Origin of the sequence: Paramesorhizobium leguminum, assembly GCF_003217235.1 — a bacterium.
Classification (GTDB): Bacteria; Pseudomonadota; Alphaproteobacteria; order Rhizobiales; family Rhizobiaceae; genus Paramesorhizobium; species Paramesorhizobium leguminum.
Window position 1 is genome coordinate 32,413 of sequence record NZ_QJTF01000011.1, and the last position, 17,065, is coordinate 49,477.

The 17,065-nt window shown below is 61.2% G+C and carries 22 protein-coding genes; 2 read left to right on the forward strand and 20 right to left on the reverse strand.

Annotation, left to right across the window (positions count from 1 at the left end; all coding sequences use genetic code 11):
* Window positions 1–180: 180 nt before the first annotated feature.
* The 3 genes from C7477_RS10565 to fliF are packed head-to-tail and all read right to left on the reverse strand — an operon-like array spanning window position 181 to window position 3,667.
* The gene (locus C7477_RS10565) at window positions 181–1,320 is read right to left on the reverse strand and encodes a flagellar motor protein MotB (protein WP_110751870.1); all 1,140 of its coding nucleotides are present in this window, start codon (window positions 1,318–1,320) and stop codon (window positions 181–183) included.
* Window positions 1,317–1,964 (reverse strand): hypothetical protein, encoded by a 648-nt coding sequence (locus tag C7477_RS10570; RefSeq protein WP_110751872.1) that lies wholly within the window; start codon window positions 1,962–1,964, stop codon window positions 1,317–1,319. Before C7477_RS10570 ends, C7477_RS10565 begins: the two co-directional genes overlap by 4 nt.
* A gap of 2 nt (window positions 1,965–1,966) precedes the next feature.
* Window positions 1,967–3,667, reverse strand: a complete 1,701-nt coding sequence (gene fliF, locus C7477_RS10575; RefSeq protein WP_110752019.1) for a flagellar basal-body MS-ring/collar protein FliF — start codon at window positions 3,665–3,667, stop codon at window positions 1,967–1,969.
* A 139-nt stretch (window positions 3,668–3,806) separates the two neighbouring features.
* Between fliF and C7477_RS10580 the strand changes: the two genes are divergently transcribed.
* On the forward strand, window positions 3,807–4,172 hold the full coding sequence (locus tag C7477_RS10580) for a type II toxin-antitoxin system RelE/ParE family toxin (RefSeq protein WP_110751874.1): 366 nt from the start codon (window positions 3,807–3,809) through the stop codon (window positions 4,170–4,172).
* The gene (locus C7477_RS10585) at window positions 4,165–4,482 is read left to right on the forward strand and encodes a helix-turn-helix domain-containing protein (RefSeq protein WP_110751876.1); all 318 of its coding nucleotides are present in this window, start codon (window positions 4,165–4,167) and stop codon (window positions 4,480–4,482) included. Before C7477_RS10580 ends, C7477_RS10585 begins: the two co-directional genes overlap by 8 nt.
* 113 nt (window positions 4,483–4,595) lie before the next feature.
* Here the strand turns inward: C7477_RS10585 and C7477_RS10590 are convergent, their stop codons facing one another.
* From C7477_RS10590 to C7477_RS10675, 17 genes are all read right to left on the reverse strand, one after another.
* The gene (locus C7477_RS10590; RefSeq protein ID WP_110751878.1) at window positions 4,596–5,579 is read right to left on the reverse strand and encodes a flagellin N-terminal helical domain-containing protein; all 984 of its coding nucleotides are present in this window, start codon (window positions 5,577–5,579) and stop codon (window positions 4,596–4,598) included.
* A gap of 223 nt (window positions 5,580–5,802) precedes the next feature.
* Complete coding sequence (gene fliP, locus C7477_RS10595) at window positions 5,803–6,510, reverse strand: flagellar type III secretion system pore protein FliP (protein WP_110752021.1); 708 nt, start codon at window positions 6,508–6,510, stop codon at window positions 5,803–5,805.
* Window positions 6,511–6,881: 371 nt separating this feature from the next.
* Window positions 6,882–7,370, reverse strand: a complete 489-nt coding sequence (locus C7477_RS10600; protein ID WP_110751880.1) for a flagellar basal body-associated FliL family protein — start codon at window positions 7,368–7,370, stop codon at window positions 6,882–6,884.
* Window positions 7,371–7,380: 10 nt separating this feature from the next.
* The gene (gene flgH / locus C7477_RS10605) at window positions 7,381–8,091 is read right to left on the reverse strand and encodes a flagellar basal body L-ring protein FlgH (protein WP_110751882.1); all 711 of its coding nucleotides are present in this window, start codon (window positions 8,089–8,091) and stop codon (window positions 7,381–7,383) included.
* Entirely contained in the window at window positions 8,088–8,618 is a 531-nt protein-coding gene (locus C7477_RS10610) for a MotE family protein (protein WP_342633273.1), read from the reverse strand. Before C7477_RS10610 ends, flgH begins: the two co-directional genes overlap by 4 nt.
* 191 nt (window positions 8,619–8,809) lie before the next feature.
* On the reverse strand, window positions 8,810–9,997 hold the full coding sequence (locus C7477_RS10620) for a flagellar basal body P-ring protein FlgI (RefSeq protein ID WP_110752023.1): 1,188 nt from the start codon (window positions 9,995–9,997) through the stop codon (window positions 8,810–8,812).
* A gap of 29 nt (window positions 9,998–10,026) precedes the next feature.
* Window positions 10,027–10,491 carry a flagellar basal body P-ring formation chaperone FlgA gene (gene flgA / locus C7477_RS10625; RefSeq protein WP_425373553.1) on the reverse strand — a complete coding sequence of 155 codons (465 nt, stop codon included), beginning with the start codon at window positions 10,489–10,491 and terminating at the stop codon, window positions 10,027–10,029.
* A 187-nt stretch (window positions 10,492–10,678) separates the two neighbouring features.
* Window positions 10,679–11,467 (reverse strand): flagellar basal-body rod protein FlgG, encoded by a 789-nt coding sequence (gene flgG, locus C7477_RS10630; RefSeq protein ID WP_110751884.1) that lies wholly within the window; start codon window positions 11,465–11,467, stop codon window positions 10,679–10,681.
* 235 nt (window positions 11,468–11,702) lie between these two features.
* Complete coding sequence (gene fliE / locus C7477_RS10635) at window positions 11,703–12,026, reverse strand: flagellar hook-basal body complex protein FliE (RefSeq protein WP_110751886.1); 324 nt, start codon at window positions 12,024–12,026, stop codon at window positions 11,703–11,705.
* Window positions 12,026–12,445: a flagellar basal body rod protein FlgC gene (gene flgC / locus C7477_RS10640; protein ID WP_425373554.1), complete on the reverse strand. Its 420-nt coding sequence runs from the start codon at window positions 12,443–12,445 to the stop codon at window positions 12,026–12,028. Before flgC ends, fliE begins: the two co-directional genes overlap by 1 nt.
* A 3-nt stretch (window positions 12,446–12,448) precedes the next feature.
* A complete protein-coding gene (gene flgB, locus C7477_RS10645) occupies window positions 12,449–12,829 on the reverse strand; it encodes a flagellar basal body rod protein FlgB (RefSeq protein ID WP_110751890.1) in 381 nt (126 codons plus the stop codon).
* A gap of 75 nt (window positions 12,830–12,904) precedes the next feature.
* Window positions 12,905–13,201, reverse strand: coding sequence for a type II toxin-antitoxin system RelE/ParE family toxin (locus C7477_RS10650; protein ID WP_110751892.1), 297 nt, complete (start codon window positions 13,199–13,201; stop codon window positions 12,905–12,907).
* Window positions 13,198–13,446: a CopG family ribbon-helix-helix protein gene (locus C7477_RS10655; protein ID WP_110751894.1), complete on the reverse strand. Its 249-nt coding sequence runs from the start codon at window positions 13,444–13,446 to the stop codon at window positions 13,198–13,200. The genes C7477_RS10650 and C7477_RS10655 overlap by 4 nt, the downstream gene beginning before the upstream one ends.
* Before the next feature lie 68 nt (window positions 13,447–13,514).
* Window positions 13,515–14,069, reverse strand: a complete 555-nt coding sequence (locus C7477_RS10660; protein WP_110751896.1) for a hypothetical protein — start codon at window positions 14,067–14,069, stop codon at window positions 13,515–13,517.
* A gap of 8 nt (window positions 14,070–14,077) precedes the next feature.
* A complete protein-coding gene (gene fliI / locus C7477_RS10665) occupies window positions 14,078–15,418 on the reverse strand; it encodes a flagellar protein export ATPase FliI (protein ID WP_110751898.1) in 1,341 nt (446 codons plus the stop codon).
* The gene (gene flgF, locus C7477_RS10670) at window positions 15,418–16,143 is read right to left on the reverse strand and encodes a flagellar basal-body rod protein FlgF (protein WP_110751900.1); all 726 of its coding nucleotides are present in this window, start codon (window positions 16,141–16,143) and stop codon (window positions 15,418–15,420) included. The genes fliI and flgF overlap by 1 nt, the downstream gene beginning before the upstream one ends.
* Window positions 16,144–16,147: 4 nt before the next feature.
* Window positions 16,148–16,933: a DUF1217 domain-containing protein gene (locus tag C7477_RS10675; RefSeq protein ID WP_110751902.1), complete on the reverse strand. Its 786-nt coding sequence runs from the start codon at window positions 16,931–16,933 to the stop codon at window positions 16,148–16,150.
* Between the last annotated feature and the right edge of the window lie 132 nt (window positions 16,934–17,065).

Here is a 17,065-nt window from a genome sequence, read left to right on the forward strand (position 1 = left end):
CCCTCTGCCCTGCCGGGCATCTCCCCCTCAAGGGGGGAGATTGGCTGACACTGCCCTCGGCCTTTATTCTGCAGCACCGGCGATTGGTGCCGGGCGTATATGACGGTGTAATCTCCCCCCTTGAGGGGGAGATGCCCGGCAGGGCAGAGGGGGGTGAGCGACGTCTCCATCACAACCACCCTACAACCCCGTCTTCAAAAATATATCAATCCGCCGATTCTCAGCCGCATTGACATCGTCAGCCTTCTTCGGCTGCCGGTCCGCGTATCCCTCCACGCGCAACACGCGCTTTTCGTCCAGGCCGCCGCGCACCAGCATGTAATATGCCATCTGCGCGCGCGCCGTTGAGAGCCGCCAATTGTCGTAAGCCGCGCTCTTGAAGGGCCGCGCATCCGTATGGCCGCTGATGATGACGTCGCCCTTCCGCTCAGCAATGATCTTGGCGATCTTTTCCATCACCTCCACCACCCGGCGGTCCGGCTTGGCTGATCCAATAGCGAACATGCCGTAATCCATCTTGTCGGTAAGCTGGATCATCACGCCGCCCTCGGCGGGCACGACGGTGATATCAGGGCTGTTTGGCTCTTTCGCCGCAGGCGTAGCTTGAGCAATCTCCTGAGCGAGCTTTTCCACCTCTGCGTCCTTCGCCGCGCTATTCCTGCTCTCCTTGGGCTGGATTTGCTTTGCCTCAGGCGCCGCTTCCTTTTCCGCTTTCACGTCTTCCGCCTTCGGCGTCTTGGCGGGCGGCGCCGGTTCGGCGATCACGGGGAAAAGCTCGTCATCAGTCCGGTTCGACCAGTAATCAGGATTGAACGGATCGCGATAGGCCTTGCCGCCCTCGGAGCCGGTCAATGGTCCCGCAATGCTCGCGCCGCCCTCGCCCGCCTTCGATTGATTCTGCAGGACGCCGCTCTCATTGGCGATCTCCGCCAAGACCGCATAAGGCTCCTTGAACATCAGCCGCTCTTCGTTCTCCGTGGGCGTCTCGGTCTTCTTGTCGTTGATGACCTTGGTGCCCTGTTCCGTCGCCTTGTCATTCTCGAAGCGGATCTTGCCCTCGTTGCTGTCGATTTCCTCCACGCCCTTGCGGCTTGAGTGCTTGTCTATCAGCTTGACCGGGTTGAAATAGCTCGCCACCGCCGCCTTGGTTTCCTCATTGGCAGCGTTGATGAGCCACATGACAAGGAAGAACGCCATCATCGCGGTCATGAAATCCGCATAGGCGATCTTCCAGACGCCGCCATGATGCTCGTCATGGTCGCCGTTATTGCCCCGGCGCACGATGATGATTTCGCGGTTGCTTTCAGGATCCCTGTTCATCGGATCAGCGCTTTCAGTTCGTCAAGCAGGGGACCAAGCCGCGTTGCGACCACGCGCTCATCCAGCCTCAATTGCAGTTCCACCTGCTCCGCCTCGATGAAGAGGAAATTTTCGCGCACAAAGCCTTCACGCTTTTGGAGCGCGTCGAGAAGATCGCGAGGCCCGCTTATTTCCATTCCCATCGCGGCAGGCAGGCAGGCGGCGGCCCGCCCGGCAAAATCGCTCACCGCCTTGTCCGCGAAATGTTCCGCCATAAGCGGCGCGATCAACTCCGCCATTTGGCCGGAGAACGTTGCTTCCAGCGCACCAAGCCCTTCTAGCAACCCGACCATCAGAAGATCGGCCGTCTCACTTAAGGTCGCAGTCCTGAGCCCGGCCATCTCTTCCTCATGCGCGCGTTGCAGGCGCTGCTTTTCCGCCTCGTAGAGCGCATCCGCCTCCGCCCTTCCCGCTTCGCGCCCCGCCTCGAAAGCCTGTTTCAGCTGCAACTCGATATCGATGGCTTCCTCGAAAACTTGTTCTGGGGAGAGGTCTTCGTCCGCCTCCTCATGCCCCTGCGCGGCAGGCAGGATAATCACCTGCTCATCGGGAATGCGTCGCGGCGAAAAATCGGAAAGATAGCTGGCGATGGAAAGGGCGCTCATCGTCAGGCTGCCTTGCGTTCAGCCGGAACATGCATTTCCTCATGCACCCATTGCTTGAGCACCGCCGCCACGCGCTCCTCGTCCATTTCGATCATCTGCTCCAGCCGGTAACGCGCCGGCGCGCGCATCCGCTGGCGCAAATCGCTCAGGCCTTCCTGCGCCTGGCGCCCATAGTCAGCCGGACCGGCAAGAGCCGCTTCGCCGCCTGGGTCGGTATTCGCCAACTGTCCCGTCCCTGTGAAATCCGGAATGGCGATTTCACCCGCCTCGCGCTTGGCCTCCGCCGCCACCCGGGTCACCGCCATCTCACGCATCAAGGGCCGTGCACCGAACCAGATGATCAGCACCACCGCACCGATAAGCGCCGCGGCATTGATCAGGCTTCCCGTCTGCGCCAGCAGCATTTCCGACACCGGCTTGGATGCGGGCTGCAACGCTTCCCCGCCCGCATCCATGAAATTGAGGGCCGTCACGTTGATCACGTCGCCGCGCTCCGCGTTCAGGCCCGCCGCCGTCGAAACCAGATCGCGAATCTTCGCCACCTGGTTCTCGACGAAATTTTCCGGCGGTGGCGTCGTTCCCGCCGAGGCGAGCAACCGTGCCTGATCGATGACCACGGCGATCGACAGCCGCTTGACCGCATAGCCGTCGCTTACCGTCGAGACGGTCTTGCTGTTCATCTCGTAATTGGTCAGTTCCTCGCGGCGCTCGTTCTTCTGCGTCGAGCTTTCACCGTTCTGGCTCGCGATTTCCTCCTGCGGGATGTTCTGCTCCACACCCGTGGCGTTGTCGCTTTTGGAGTTCTGCGAAGCGCCGTTTTCCCGCACCACGCGCACCGAGCGCTCCACCCGCGATTCGGGATCGAACACCGTTTCGTTGATCTGTTTGCGGTCGGTATCGAGCGCCACCTGCACGCTCGTCTGGAAATGGCCGATCCCCAGATAGGGCGCGAGCGCCTTGCGGATGTTGTCGTCAATCGAGGCTGACACCTGAGATTCCAGCGTCGCCGCCATCACCGCCGCGCCGTTGGCCTGCCCCTCGCTGGAAGCGAGAAGCCGCCCATTGGTGTCCATGACAGTCACGGAAGCTGCATCAAGGGAGGGAACGGCGGCGGATACGAGCTGGCGGATGGACTGCGCCGATTCTCCCGCGAAGCCGCCTTCGGTGCGGATGACCACGGAGGCCGAAGGCTTCTGGTCGCCGCGCCGGAAGCTGCCCTTCTCAGGCAACACGATATGGACGCGGGCGGCCTTGATCCCCCTGATCGCCTGGATAGTGCGGGCGATCTCGCCTTCGAGCGCACGTACGCGGGTGATCTCCTGCATGAAGGAGGTGAGCCCCAGCGAGCCCATATTGTCGAAAAGCTCATAGCCGGCATTGTTGCTGGTCGGCAGGCCCTTTTCCGCCAGATGCATCCGCGCCTGCTCCGCCTTGCCGAAGGGAACGAGAATGGAGGTGCCGTCCGACTTCACGTCGAAGGAAATGCCCGCCTCGCCAAGCGCCATGCCCATGCGGTTCACGTCATCGCGGCTGAGGCCCACATAGAGCGTGTCGTAAGCAGGTTTGCTGAAATAGAAGCTGGAAAACAGGATGGCGCCGAACAGCGCCGCGCCGACGAGGCCAAGCGCGATCAGCCGCCTCGCCCCAAGCTTGGCCAGCGCGCCTGAAAGCTGGTCGAGAAACTGCCGGAAATTCTTCTGCATCACCACCTGCCGCCACATTACGAGGCGACCATAGCGAGCGAAGCTTGCGCGAAGTTAGTTTCGGGGAGGTAGTGTTATTGCATCGCGCGGAGAAACAGATTATATATCCTAAAGTATCTATATCATCCAGGATATGCGCATGACTGAATGGAAGGTTGAGCTTCACGAACGGTTTAAGGACGAAGTTGTCAATCTTCCACGCACCGTGCGCGTGGAACTGGTTGCACATTTAGAGTTGCTTCGCACCCAAGGCTTTCAATTGGGGCGACCGGAAGTCGATACGCTGACAGGCTCCAGATATTCGAACATGAAGGAGTTGCGCATCAAAATATTGAAGGCGCAATGGCGTTTCGCTTTCGCCTTCGATCCGGAAAGGAAAGCCATCATTCTCTGCGGCGGGGCGAAAAGCGGGATAAGCCAGAAACTATTCTACAAGCGGCTCATTGATCTGGCTGACAAACGATACGACGAGCATTTGAGCAGATTGGAGAAGAAAAATGGATGATCTCGACAGACTGATACAGTCGCTTCCCGAACATGAACAAGAGGCGATTGCCAAGCGCACCGCGGAGCTTATCGCCGCGCATAATCTGCGCGAACTGCGTGCGCTCGCGGGCCGGACACAGGAAGATGTTTCCGCCGGGACCGGCTTCAAGCAAGCCAACGTTTCGAGGCTTGAGAAACGCGCAGATATGAAGCTTTCGACGCTCCGTGACTATGTCGAATCGCTGGGCGGCACTTTGAAAATCGTGGCGGAGATTGCTGGAAAGAAGGTCGACCTTTCCAGCATAGCGGAGCGGTCGCGACGGGGCTGAAAAACTGAGGTCCTCCCAACGCAGAAAGGGACCGTGCCCCCCGCACGGTCCCCCGCCCCCGCCTTAGAGTTTGGCCCCCCAGCCTAACTCTTGAATCCGCCCGGCTAAAAGAATTAGCCGCGGAACAGCGAGAGGAGCTGCTGGTTGCCGGAATTGGCGATCGAGAGCGCCTGAACGCCCAGCTGCTGCTGGACCTGCAGGGCCGAAAGACGGGCCGATTCCTTGTTCATGTCGGCATCGACGAGAGCGCCGACGCCCTTGTCGATCGAGTCCGAAAGCTTGGAAACGAAATCCTTCTGCAAATTGATGCGCGACTTGGCAGCGCCAAGATCGCTTGCCGCACTAGTCATCTTCCCAAGGGCGGCTTCGACACCAGCGAGCATTGCGTCGAAACCCGCATCAGTAAGGCCAGCCGCTGAAACGTCGAGTGTGGCGATAGACGCCCTGACCTCAGCGACGGCGGGCGGTCCGGCCACAGCCGCCTGGACCACGAATTCCGTGTCAAGAATGCCTTTCTTGTTCGCCGCGGTTGCGTTTTTATCGAACAGGGCAATAGTGTCTCCGGTCGTGGAGTTATAGAGTTCGACATCGATCTTGCCGACCGAGACCGTACCGTCAGCCTTGCGGTCGAAGGAGGAGACGATGGAAACACTTTTGCCGTTGGCCGCGTCGCCCGAGGCCGCCGTAGTATCGATGTTCAGCCAGTTATCGCCGCTGAAGGAAGCGAGCGACTTGGACCCCAGATCGCTCTGGAGCGCCTTGATCTCATCCTGGATCTTGCCGCGGTCACCGGCGCTCACGCCGCGGGCGGTAATGATCTTTGTCTTGATCTGGTCGACCGTATCCTTGGCCGCGTTCATCGCGGTGTAGGCCGTATCAACCTTGTTGGCGCCAAGGCCGAGCGAATCCTGCACAGCCGAAAGCGCCTTGTTGTCGGACTTCATCGTGGTCGCGATGGACCAGTAAGCCGCGTTGTCCGAGGCGTCGCTAACACGCAGGCCGGTGGAGATGCGGTTCTGGGTGGATTCGAGCGACTTGTTGGTGGACGCAAGCGTCTGCAATGCGGTCATGGCCGCGGAGTTCGTCAGAAGACTCATTGGGTATTGCCCCTGTTCAAGGCATGCCGCCAAAAAAGCTTTAAGGCTTTTCAGACAAGATCATGCATCTATGAAATGATTTTTATGGGACAGGCCGGACTGAAACCGGCATGGCGGGGCGGCATCATGCCTATTTGCCGAACGATCATGGCAAATCCGTCATGCCGTGATCATTACACGGCAATCGTTACCATTGCATTAACAAAATGGAATATTCGATCAATTATGAAAAAGAGCGAACCAGGCTGCCCACCAGAATATTCCAGCCGTCGATCAGCACGAAGAACAGGATCTTGAACGGCAACGACAGAACCGTCGGCGGCAGCATCATCATGCCCATCGACATCGTGAGCGTGGCGACGACCAGATCGATGACGAGGAACGGCAGCACGATCAGGAAGCCGATCTCGAAGCCGCGCCTGAGTTCTGAAATCATGAAGGCCGGAATGAGGATGCGCAAATCCACCACCCCATTCTCTTCCGTCTTGAAGGAAGAATCGGCCAGATCCTCGAACAGCCGCAAATCCTTGTCGCGCACATGGCGCAGCATGAACTCCCGGAACGGTGATGCTATTTCGCGCAGCGCCACATCCTGCGCAATCTCGTTGCGCATCAAGGGCTGCACCCCGTTCTGCCACGCCCGGTCGAAGGCGGGCGCCATGACGTAGAACGTCATGAACAGCGCCAGGCTGACCATCACCAGATTGGCCGGCGCGGTCTGCAGTCCCAGCCCCGAGCGCAGCATGGAGAACGCAATGGCGAAGCGCGTGAAGCTCGTCACCATGATGAGCAGGCCCGGCGCGATGGAGAGCACCGTGAGCAACCCCAGCATCTGCACGATCTGCCCGCTCGCCGCGCCACTGCCGGGGGGGAGCAGGTTTTGCAGCGAGGGGGCGGCTTGGGTTTGGGCGGCTGCACCGAAAGCGCCCATTAAGAGGAAGCCGGCGAGGAGGCCAAGAGCGGCACCCGTTTTGGCGAAACCGCGCGTCTTCTCACCCCCCTCTGTCCTGCCGGACATCTCCCCCTCCTCCGTCGTCATCCTCGGGCTTGACCCGAGGATCCACGGCAAGGGAGCACTACCCTTCCCGCTCCACCGTCGCGTTTCAGCAAGGGGGCGCCTCGCGATATTTCGGTTGCTGTTCGGATAATCCCGTGGCGGCTGATAGCAGCACTTTTGCCCCTTTGCCGTGGATCCTCGGGTCAAGCCCGAGGATGACGACGGAGTACAGGGGAGATGCCCGTCCTTCGACAAAGGAGGGCAGAGGGGGGTAACGACGCCCCACCAGCGTTCCCATTCCATCATCACTCCACCACCAGCGAGGTGATGAACACCCGCTCCACCTTGCCATCGGAGCGCATTTTGGCCCGCTCTTCCAGGTCCGTCCGCAAATAGGCAAGCCCCGTCGCGCCCTGCATTTGCAGCAAGCTGGCGCTACGCAGGAACGCCATGAAATCGTCGGAAATTTTCATCGCCATATCGGGCGAGATTTCCTCGCCGGTCTTGGCAACGAGCGCCGATTCCAGACGCACCCATGTCTTGGCGGGCATGGCGAGATTGGTGACGATCGGCTTCAGCGCCACCACATTGCCAAGCGGCTGTAGTTCCGGGGTTTTGGGCGTGGCCTTATCGGCGGCAGGCTTCGCGCCAACCGGTTCCATGCCGCCGATCTGGCCGCCCAGAAACCAGCCGCCGCCGCCGGCGATGAGCGTCAATATCGCCACCGCCACGATCGTGCCTATCAGCGACCCGCCAGCCCCTTTGGTTTCGGATGATTTCGAAGCGTCGCTCATGCCTGTCCGCTCAAAATGGTGAAACCTGATCGAGGATCTGCTGACCATAGGGCGGCTGTTGCACTTCGCTGATGCGCCCGCGCCCGCCATAGGAAATCCGCGCCTCGGCGATCTTGTCGTAGGAGATGGTGTTGTAGCCGGAAATGTCCCGCGGCCTCACCACGCCCGCGACATTCAAGACGCGTAGCTCATTGTTGACACGCACTTCCTGCGACCCGCTGATGACGAGATTGCCGTTGGGCAGTATCTCGGTGACGATTGCCGCGATGGAGAGCTTGATTTCCTCCTTGCGCTCCACCACGCCCTTCCCCTCCGAGCGGCTGTCGGAGTTCGTATTGAGCGAACCTGCGAAATCGCCCGCCGAACCGCCGCTCGTCGCAAACTCGGCGCCAAGCCCGTAGAGCGAGGACGAGACGCGCTGCCGGTTGCTCTTGTTGTCGAGATTGGCCTTGTCGTTGATCGAGATGTTGACCGTCAGCACATCGCCCGGACTGGCCGCGCGCGGGTCGCGGAAATAGTTCGTCGAGCGCTTGTTCCACAGCGAATATTGCTGGCTTGCCGGCTTCGAGGGATAGCCCGCCGCACCGCCCATGCCATAAGACGAACCGATATCGGTCCGCACCGGTGTGAGATCAGGCGCGCGATTGACGTATTGAAGAGAATTGGCGCAACCGGAAAGGCTAACCGCCCCCGCCATCATGAAGAATGCTATTTTTTTCATTGAACCTGGCCTGCCGTTTCAGCCTTCGCCTTGCTTTTCCGTTGGCCCGCCGCGCCCACGATGACGCGCGCCAGTTGCGCGGATTTCTCCGCCGGCATTTCGTTGAGGATGACGCTCGATGTGCGCGGGCTGAGCTTGAGGAGAAGAGCGGCAGCCGCCTCGTCGCCGATCATCGTCAATTGCGCGGCGGCGGCATCCGGCTTCATCTTGGAGATGATCTCGACGAGCGAATCCTGCGCCTTGGCGATGAACTCATTGCGCCGTTGCAGCCAGACCTCATACTCTTTCCGCTTCTCCTCCAGCGCCTTGACGCGCTCGTCCACCTCGGCGCGCAAATCGGCAAGTTCCTTGGCCTGGATCGCATAGCGGGCATCCGCGGCGTTGTCCGTGATATTGCTGCAATATTTCTGGATTTCGCCAGCAGGCATTTGCGGGATTCCGCCGGTTTCCTGGGCTTGGGATGCCGCCGGGATGAGCATGAGGCAAGCCGTAACCGCGAGTACGGTTTTGACGAAATCGCCAGACACCCCCCTCTGCCCTGCCGGGCATCTCCCCCTCAAGGGGGGAGATTGGCTGGCATCGGAGACGGCGCTTTTTCTGCAACGTTGGCGATTGGCGAAAGCGGAAATGAGAGTGTAATCTCCCCCCTTGAGGGGGAGATGTCCGGCAGGACAGAGGGGGGTACTGCCCCACCAACGTCTGAGTTTAAGCAACCCCATCACTGCACCACCAATTCCGCATGCAATGCGCCTGAAGTCTTGATCGCCTGCAGGATCGCGATGATGCCCGTCGGCTTCATGCCGATCTGGTTCAACCCCTTGACCAGATTTTCCAGATTGGTGCCGGAGAGCACGCCGATCTTCGATTGCTGCTCGCTGGCCTCGATATTCGTCGTCGGCTCCGCCGCTGTCACGCCATCTGAAAACGGCTCGGGCTGCACGACCACCGGGCTCTCGGTGACGCGCACGGTGAGACTGCCATGGCTGATGGCGACCTTCGATATCCGCACCTTCTCGCCGATGACCACGGTGCCGGTGCGCTCATCCACCACCACGCGGGCGATCTCGTCCGTCGCCACGGGCAGGCCTTCGATCTCTGCGAGAAACCGCGCCGCCGTCACATTCTTCGGCTTGCGCAAGCGGATCGCCTTCGCATCGCGCTCCTTCGCCACCGGCTGACCATAGCGGCGCTTGGCGAAGATGTTGATCGTGTCCGTTACCCGGATAGCCGTGGTGAAATCTGGATCGCGCAGCTCGACCACCATTTCGCCATCCTTGCCGAAATTGCCCTTCACCTCGCGCTCCACCAGCGCGCCATTCGTAATGCGTCCGCTGGTCGGCACGCCTTGCGTCAAAGTCTCCGCCTCGCCCTCCGCCGAAAAACCGGAGACGATCATGTTGCCCTGCGCCACCGCGTAAATCTCGCCATCCGCGCCGGCGAGCGGCGTCATCACCAGCGTCCCGCCCTGCAGCGACGAGGCATCGCCAAGCGAGGAAACCGTCACGTCGATGCGCGACCCAGCGCCAGCGAAGGCAGGCAGATTGGCCGTCACGATGACAGCCGCCGTGTTCTTGGAGCGCGTCGCGCCGCTGGGCGCGCTGATGCCGAGATTATCCAGCATGGCGCGCATCGACTGCTCGGTGAATGGCGAATTGCGCAAAGAGTCGCCCGTGCCCTTCAGCCCCATGACGAGACCGTAACCGACAAGCTGGTTCTCGCGCACGCCCTGGATGGTGGCGATGTCTTTCAGCCGTGCCACGACGCCGCCCTTGCCGAGATCGGAATAGGCCATCTTCGACGGGTTGCCGCCCGCGCCCAGCCAGTCGGCATCGGCTTCGGCTGCGGAGGAGAAATCCTTGTTGTTGCGCGCGGACTGGTCCGCCATCGAAGGCGACACACCCATCATCAGCGCGGCAAGGACGGAAACGGTCCGCTTCACTGCATCCCCACCTGTATGCTACCGTCGGAAAGCACGGTTCCGGAAACGACGAGGCCGCTATCGATATTGCGCGCCTTGATGAAATCCCCAGCCGAACCCGGCTCCAGCGGCGTCCCCATCGCGGTGATGGTGAGCCCGCCCGCGGCATAGACCAGAGGCGCCGGCACGCCGCGCTTGACGAGCGATGGTTCTGTGACCGCATTGATCAGAATCGGCTTCCCCGGCAACAGCGTGCGCCGCGCAACCTTTCCCGCCACCTGATCCGGCGTCCGCGCATATTGCCCGGCGGCCTCCGCCCGGATGGTGAACGGCTTTTCCAGAAGCGCGGTATCGCCAACGGTCTGGCCGGGATAGATGATGGCGGATGGGACGACGAAGGAGATACGGTCGGCATGGGCGGCGGGGATTAGGCTGAGCAGGGTGATGGTGGCGATGGCGAGCGTGGCGATACCTGGAAACACCCCCCTCTGCCTTGCCAGGCATCTCCCCCTCAAGGGGGGAGATTGGCTGGCATCGCCCTCACCCCCACTCTGCAGACGTTCGCGATTGGCAGCCTCGCTGACGACAGCGTAATCTCCCCCCTTGAGGGGGAGATGCCCGGCAGGGCAGAGGGGGGTATCGCCGCGGAAGCGCTCAAACATCATCAATTTACCGCAGATTCTTCGAAACAACCGCAGCCATTTCATCCGCCGCCTGGATCACCTTGGAATTCATCTCATAAGCGCGCTGCGCCGTGATCAGCTCGGTGATCTCCTTGACCGGATCGACATTGGAAGCTTCGAGATATTTCTGCGTCAGCGTGGCAAAACCCGGATCGCCGGGAACGCCGACGATCGGCGCGCCGGAGGCTTCCGTCTGGCGGTAGAGATTATCGCCGAGCGGCTCCAGCCCCGCCTCATTGGTGAAATTGGCGAGCGTCAGCTGCCCAAGATCGACCTGCTGCACCTGGTCCTGCAGTTTGGCGAAAACCTGTCCCGTCTCGGTGATCGTCACCTCCACCGCATTGGCCGGAATGGTGATCGCCGGCTCCACCGGATTGCCGTCGATGGTGACAAGCTGCCCGTCCGCATTCTTGTTGAACGCGCCTGCCCGCGTATAGAACGTCTCGCCCGTCGGGCTCTGGATCTGAAACCAGCCATTGCCGGTCAGCGCCACGTCCAGCGGATTGCCGGTCTGGTTCAAGCTGCCCTGGATGTGCAGATTGCGCACCGCCGCCGTCTGCACCCCCAAGCCCACCAGCGCGCCCTCCGGCACGATGTTCTGATTGGCCTGGTTGGGCACCCCCGCCGTCCGCTCCGCCTGATAGATCAGATCGGAAAACTCCGCCCGCGCCCGCTTGAAGCCGGTCGTGTTGATATTGGCGATATTGTTGGCGATGACTTCCAGATTGAGCTGCTGGGCATTCATGCCCGTGGCCGCGATGGTGAGCGCTTTCATGTTATGTCCTTATCCGCCCTTGAGCTTTTCACGTTGAAATGGAAACTCGGCTATGGCGATCCCCTTCACCGTCGCCCTTCGAGGCTTCGTTCCGCTTCGCTCCACTGCGCACCTCAGGATGAGGGTGAAGGGGCGTTGGCGCTCCAGTAGCCCTCATGGTGAGGTGCGACCCGAAGCTTGCGGAGGGGAGCCTCGAACCACGAGGGCGCTTGGCACCATTCCATCAAACAAGTTCCTAAATCTGCATCCGGCTAATTTCGAGATAGGCCTGGACGATCTTGTCGCGGATGGCGATGGCCGTTTGCAGCGACTGCTCGGCCTCCATCACGGAACTGACCACCTCGCGGGTCGGCACATCGCCCGTCATGCTGGAAAGCGACGTTGCCTCTGCCGCTTTCAGCTTGTCGCCCACCGCCCCCGTCAATTGCGACAGCACGTCGCCGAACGAGGCTTCGCCGGCTGCCGGAGTGGCTGGAGCGATGGCGGCGCCGGACCCCACCGTCTCGGACAGCTTCGATAGCGCATTGCGGGTGGAAACGCTCATCAGTGAATCGATCATCACGAATTCCTCAAAAGGTCGATGGTCATGGCGATCATCTCGCGGGCCTGCTTGATCACCTGGAGATTGGCTTCATAGGAGCGGTTCGCTTCCCGCATGTCGGCCATCTCGACCACCATGTTGACATTGGGATATTTGACATAGCCGCGCGCATCCGCCGCCGGATGGCTCGGGTCGAATTGCTCGACGAAGGGCGCGGAGTCTGTCCCCACCTCGGCGACGCGCACTTCCTGCGTTCCCGTGGTGTGCTCCAGCTCGGTGCGAAACGAGACGGTCTTACGCTGGTATGGATCGGCGTCCGGCGTCCTGCCGGTCGATTGCGCATTGGCCATGTTCTCCGCGACGATGCGCAGCCGCGTCGATTGCGCGTCAAGCCCCGACGCCGCCACCTTCAATGCACTGATGATCGGATCGGCCATGATCTACCCCTTCACCGCCGCCAGCATCATGCGGTGAAACGCCTTGACGATGCTGGTGTTGAGCGAGAAATCGCGGTTCACCTCGCCAGCCTTGATCATCTCCTGTTCAAGGCTGACGGTGTTGCCGGAGTGCGTCGTCTCGGTGATGTCTTCCTGCCGCATCTGCACGGCACTGATGCCGCTCGCATTGACTTCCAGATGCCGCGGATCCGTCGCCGCCATGCTGAGCTGCGTCTTTTCCAGCACATCGCTGAATGGGTCGACATCGCGCGCTTTGAAATCAGGCGTATTGGCATTCGCGACATTGCTCGCAATCGCCGCCTCCTTCACGGAAAGCCACTGCGCCTGCCGCGACGCCAGATCGAAAAGATGGATCGGCCCCATGATTCCCGCTTGCCCCGTTAACTGTCGGTTAACCTAGGCGTCGAATCTTGTGTGAGGCTTGCGTGAAAACCTGTCTCAATCCAGCTGCTGTGGCCATCGTTTGGCGGCATGGAAAATAGCAGCTATTTCAATGGTTTCCGGCTTCACTCGATAGGCGACAACGTAGGGAATATCCGCGAAAACATATTCGCGTGTGCCCTTGATCCGGCCAATTCGCCCCATGGCCGGAAGACTTCTAAGGTTGTCTACTGCCGTTATTATGCGAGCCACGACGCGATCGGCCGCGTCAGGATTATCTTGTGCGATATAAGCGCCGATCTGGTCGAGGTGGCGAAGCGCCGGTAATGACCAGCGCAGTTTTAGACGGCTCATTGCTTGCCGGCGGGCTTGATATATTTTGCGATCACGGCTGCAACTTCTTCGTCACTGGCGAATTCTCCACGATCCGCAGCATCAAGACCCGCCTGGATTTCAGCCAGTTGCCATTCTTCCCTCGCTACATATTCTTCTATTGCCTGGGCGGCGAGATAGGCACGGGAACGATCTGAAAGCTCAGCAATTTTGTCGAGCTTTTCGGCTACGTCATCTTGCACTCGCACGGTAAACGCCGCGGTCATCGCTCAAACTCCTTGGTTCACTATGATTATTCATGAACCACTTTGGTTCGTCAAGAATATGGCTACGTCTACTCCGCCAGTTCGATCACATCCCCCTCGGATGTCTTCAACTGCCACGTTCCCGCCCCCTCGCTACGGCTGAGCGCGGTGAGCGTGCTACCATCGGGAAGAAGCGATCCCTTCTCCACGAACCAGTAGCCCGCGCTGTCCTCGACCATCGCCATGCCGCCCACCACCTCGCGCAACAGGAACACGGGCTTCTCGGGATAGGGTTGCTGTTCAGGCGAAGTCTCGTCCGACCCCGCCGCGCGCGGCTGTCCCTTGCCGTTCGACATGGTGGCGCCGGTCGGGTTTGGATCGAGTTCCGGGTTTGCGGCGGCGGTTTCTGAAGGCGCGAACGGGTTCATCCGGCGGGCGACCTCCTGCTTCGACCTGTCCAGGGGATCACGGATAGTCTTTGACGCGGCGTTTTGCTGCGGCGGCTCCGCACGCTCCCAATAGACGACGAAGGGCAGCATGGCGCATCCGGCGGCAAGCGCCACGCCGGCAGCCTTCAGATAACCGTCGATCTTTTTTGCCGGCGCGGAAACCTCAGTTGGAGCGTTCTGTTCTTCGCGGCTCATGCGTTCTCCTAACCCCGCAGCGCGGCAGCAAGATCATTGTAGGGATCGGTCGAAACGGGCATGTCGGGCGTCTGCTTCATCGCCTCGTAGATCTTCGGGACCAGCGCCACCGCCTGGTCGAGAAAACCGTCATTCCCGGCCTGATAGGCCCCGATGGCCCGCAGGTCCCGCGTTTCCTCGAAACGGGCGATAAGGCCCCGCAATTGAACGACGAGCTTCTTCTGTTCCGGCGTCCAGCCATATTGCGCCAGTCGCGAAACCGAACCCGGAATATCCACCGCCGGAAACCGCCCCTGCGCCGCGATCCCGCGCTCCAGCACGATATGCCCGTCGAGCGTGCCGCGAATGGCGTCCGAGACCGGATCGTTGTGGTCGTCCCCATCGACCAGCACCGAATAGATGCCGGTAATCGTGCCGCCACCTTCCAGCCCCGGCCCTGCCCGCTCCAGAAGGCGCGGAAGCTGGCTGAAGACGCTTGGCGGATAGCCGCGCGAGACCGGCGGCTCCTCCGCCGCGATGGCGACTTCACGCGCGGCATGGGCAAAGCGCGTCACCGAATCGACGATCAGCAGGACATTTTCGCCCCGGTCGCGGAAATATTCGGCGATGGCCGTCGCCGTATTGGGCGCGAGCCGGCGCATCATCGGGCTCTCGTCGCTGGTGGCGACCACCGTGACCGTCCGCTCCAGCTTGCCGGCCATGGTGTCTTCCAGCATGTCGCGCACTTCGCGCCCGCGCTCGCCCGTCAGCGCCAGCACCACCGTGTCGAAATCGGCGGCCTTCGTCATCATCGCGAGCAGCGTCGACTTGCCGACGCCCGATCCGGCGAAGATGCCGAGGCGCTGGCCGAAGCACATGGGCGTGAAGATATCGATGACATTGACGCCCGTGCGCAAGCCCCGGTCCACCCTCGCCCGGTTCATTGCGGGGGGAGGTGCCCGGTCGGCGGGCAGAGGGTCCCCCCCCGGCATGAGGGGCCCCCTACCGTCCAATGGCACCCCCAAGGCATCGATCACCCTGCCCTTCCACTCCGGTGAAGGGGCGATCCGCCATGCGCCATCCGGAAACACCGGTGCGCCCAGCGACGGCACCACCCGGTCGTCGAACGGCTTGATGAGCACATGGCTCTCCGCAACCCGGATCACCTCGCCGCGATAAAGCCCCGCCCCGCAACGCATCAGGACGCCATCGCCAAGCGTCGCCGTGCGTGACAAGCCGCGCACCGCGACCGCCGAGCGCGAGACATCGCTGACCGTGCCGCCGATCCCGGCAAGCGGCGAAGGAGAAACACTCTCGCGGCGGACAAAGGCCGCCAGTTTCTGCAATGGCAACGAACCGCCCGGCGTCATCACGCTTTCGAGCCGAGCGTCTTGACGGCTTCGGTTAGCGTGTTTTCCTGCTTTCGCAACAGCGCGTCCACCTGCTCGAAGGCGCGGCTGACGCTGATGAGCCGCGTCATTTCGGTGACGCCATCGACATTGGAGCCCTCGATCGCCCCCTGCACCACGCCGACGCTGGCATTATCCACGACCGGCTGGGCCGGAATATCCGGGATCACGGCTGAATTGCCCGCATGGGTGAGCTGCGCGTCCGGCGAAATCGAGAAAAGGCCGATGCCCCCCACCTGCGCGCCATTCTGATAGATCGCGCCATCGGCGGAAATCTTCGGCGCGCCGCCCTGCGGGTTGATGATGATGGGCTGGCCGCCCGCGTCGAGTATCGCGTGCCCGGTGACCGAGCGCAACTCACCCTCCGGCGTCATCGCCATCCGCCCGTCGCGGGTATAGACCTGCCCCTGCGGCGTGGCGAGCGACAGCCAGGCATCGCCCTTGACGGCAACATCGAGCGGATTGTCCGTCTGGATGATCGGCCCGCCTTCCGTCCGGATATAGCTTTTCCCAGCGGAAGCGAACTGCACATCGTCGCTCGCCTTCATGGAGACGAGCGTATCGAACTTCGTCCCCTCGCCGCGAAAACCCGGCGTCGACATGTTGGCGATATTGTTGGCGATGGCGTCCATTCGCCGCTCCAGCGTGATCTGCGCAGAAAGCCCGACATAGATGGAGTTTTGCATGGAATTACCTCCCGCCCGGCTTGAAGGATTGCAGCGTCGTCAAAATGCTGGCGGAAATCCCGACCGAGGAGGTACCGCCCAGAAGCAGCGAGGCGATGGAGGATGTGCTGCCCTGCGAAGGATTGCTCACCTCGTACATCGCCGTGAAGCGGGTCAGGAATTTTTCCAGCTCCTTGGGATCGGAAAGCGACTTGATGTCGAGGCGCTCCTCCAGCATCGCCGCCTGCTTGTCAATATCGGCGTTGGAAACCAGTGCGGGAATGCCGAGCGCCGTCTGCGCCACGGTCAGAAGCGCCTTGTCGCCGAGGATTTCATAGGCATTGGTGAGCTTGGGCGCCTTGCGCGCGAAATAGAGCGCCAGCCGCACGCCCTCGTTCTGGTCGCCCGCCTCTTCTTCCAGCGTCTGGCGGACATATTTGTCCACGACACCCTGCTGCGCTTCCTTGGAAGCCGTGGTCTTGTCGCCGAGCCCGGCAAAATCGAATGTGGTGGCGAATTCCTTGTAGCGCTTGTCGACCAGCGTGTTGGCCATGCTTTCGCTATCCTTCACACCCTCGGTCAGGATCTTGCGAACGAAGGCCTTGGCATAGGCCATGTCCTCCAGCCCATGCGCCTTCATGGCGTATTTATAGAGCCGGTCATCAGCCATGAAATCGTCGATCGATTTCACCTTGCCGATATTTTCCTTGTAATAAGCGGTCTCCCGCTCGACCAGCGGCTCCTTCGACACGCGCGTGAGCGACCGCGTCATGTTGGATGCGACCATGCGATAGCTTGTCAATGTGTCCATGCCGCTGCCCCCTCGGATTACCAAAGCAATGTTGACGGCATTTATTGCCGCAGAAGCTTGCCCGAAGCTGACAAGCCCGAGAATGGAGGAAGACAAGCTTCGCGCAAGCCGCCCGCTCTATTGCTCGTCTCG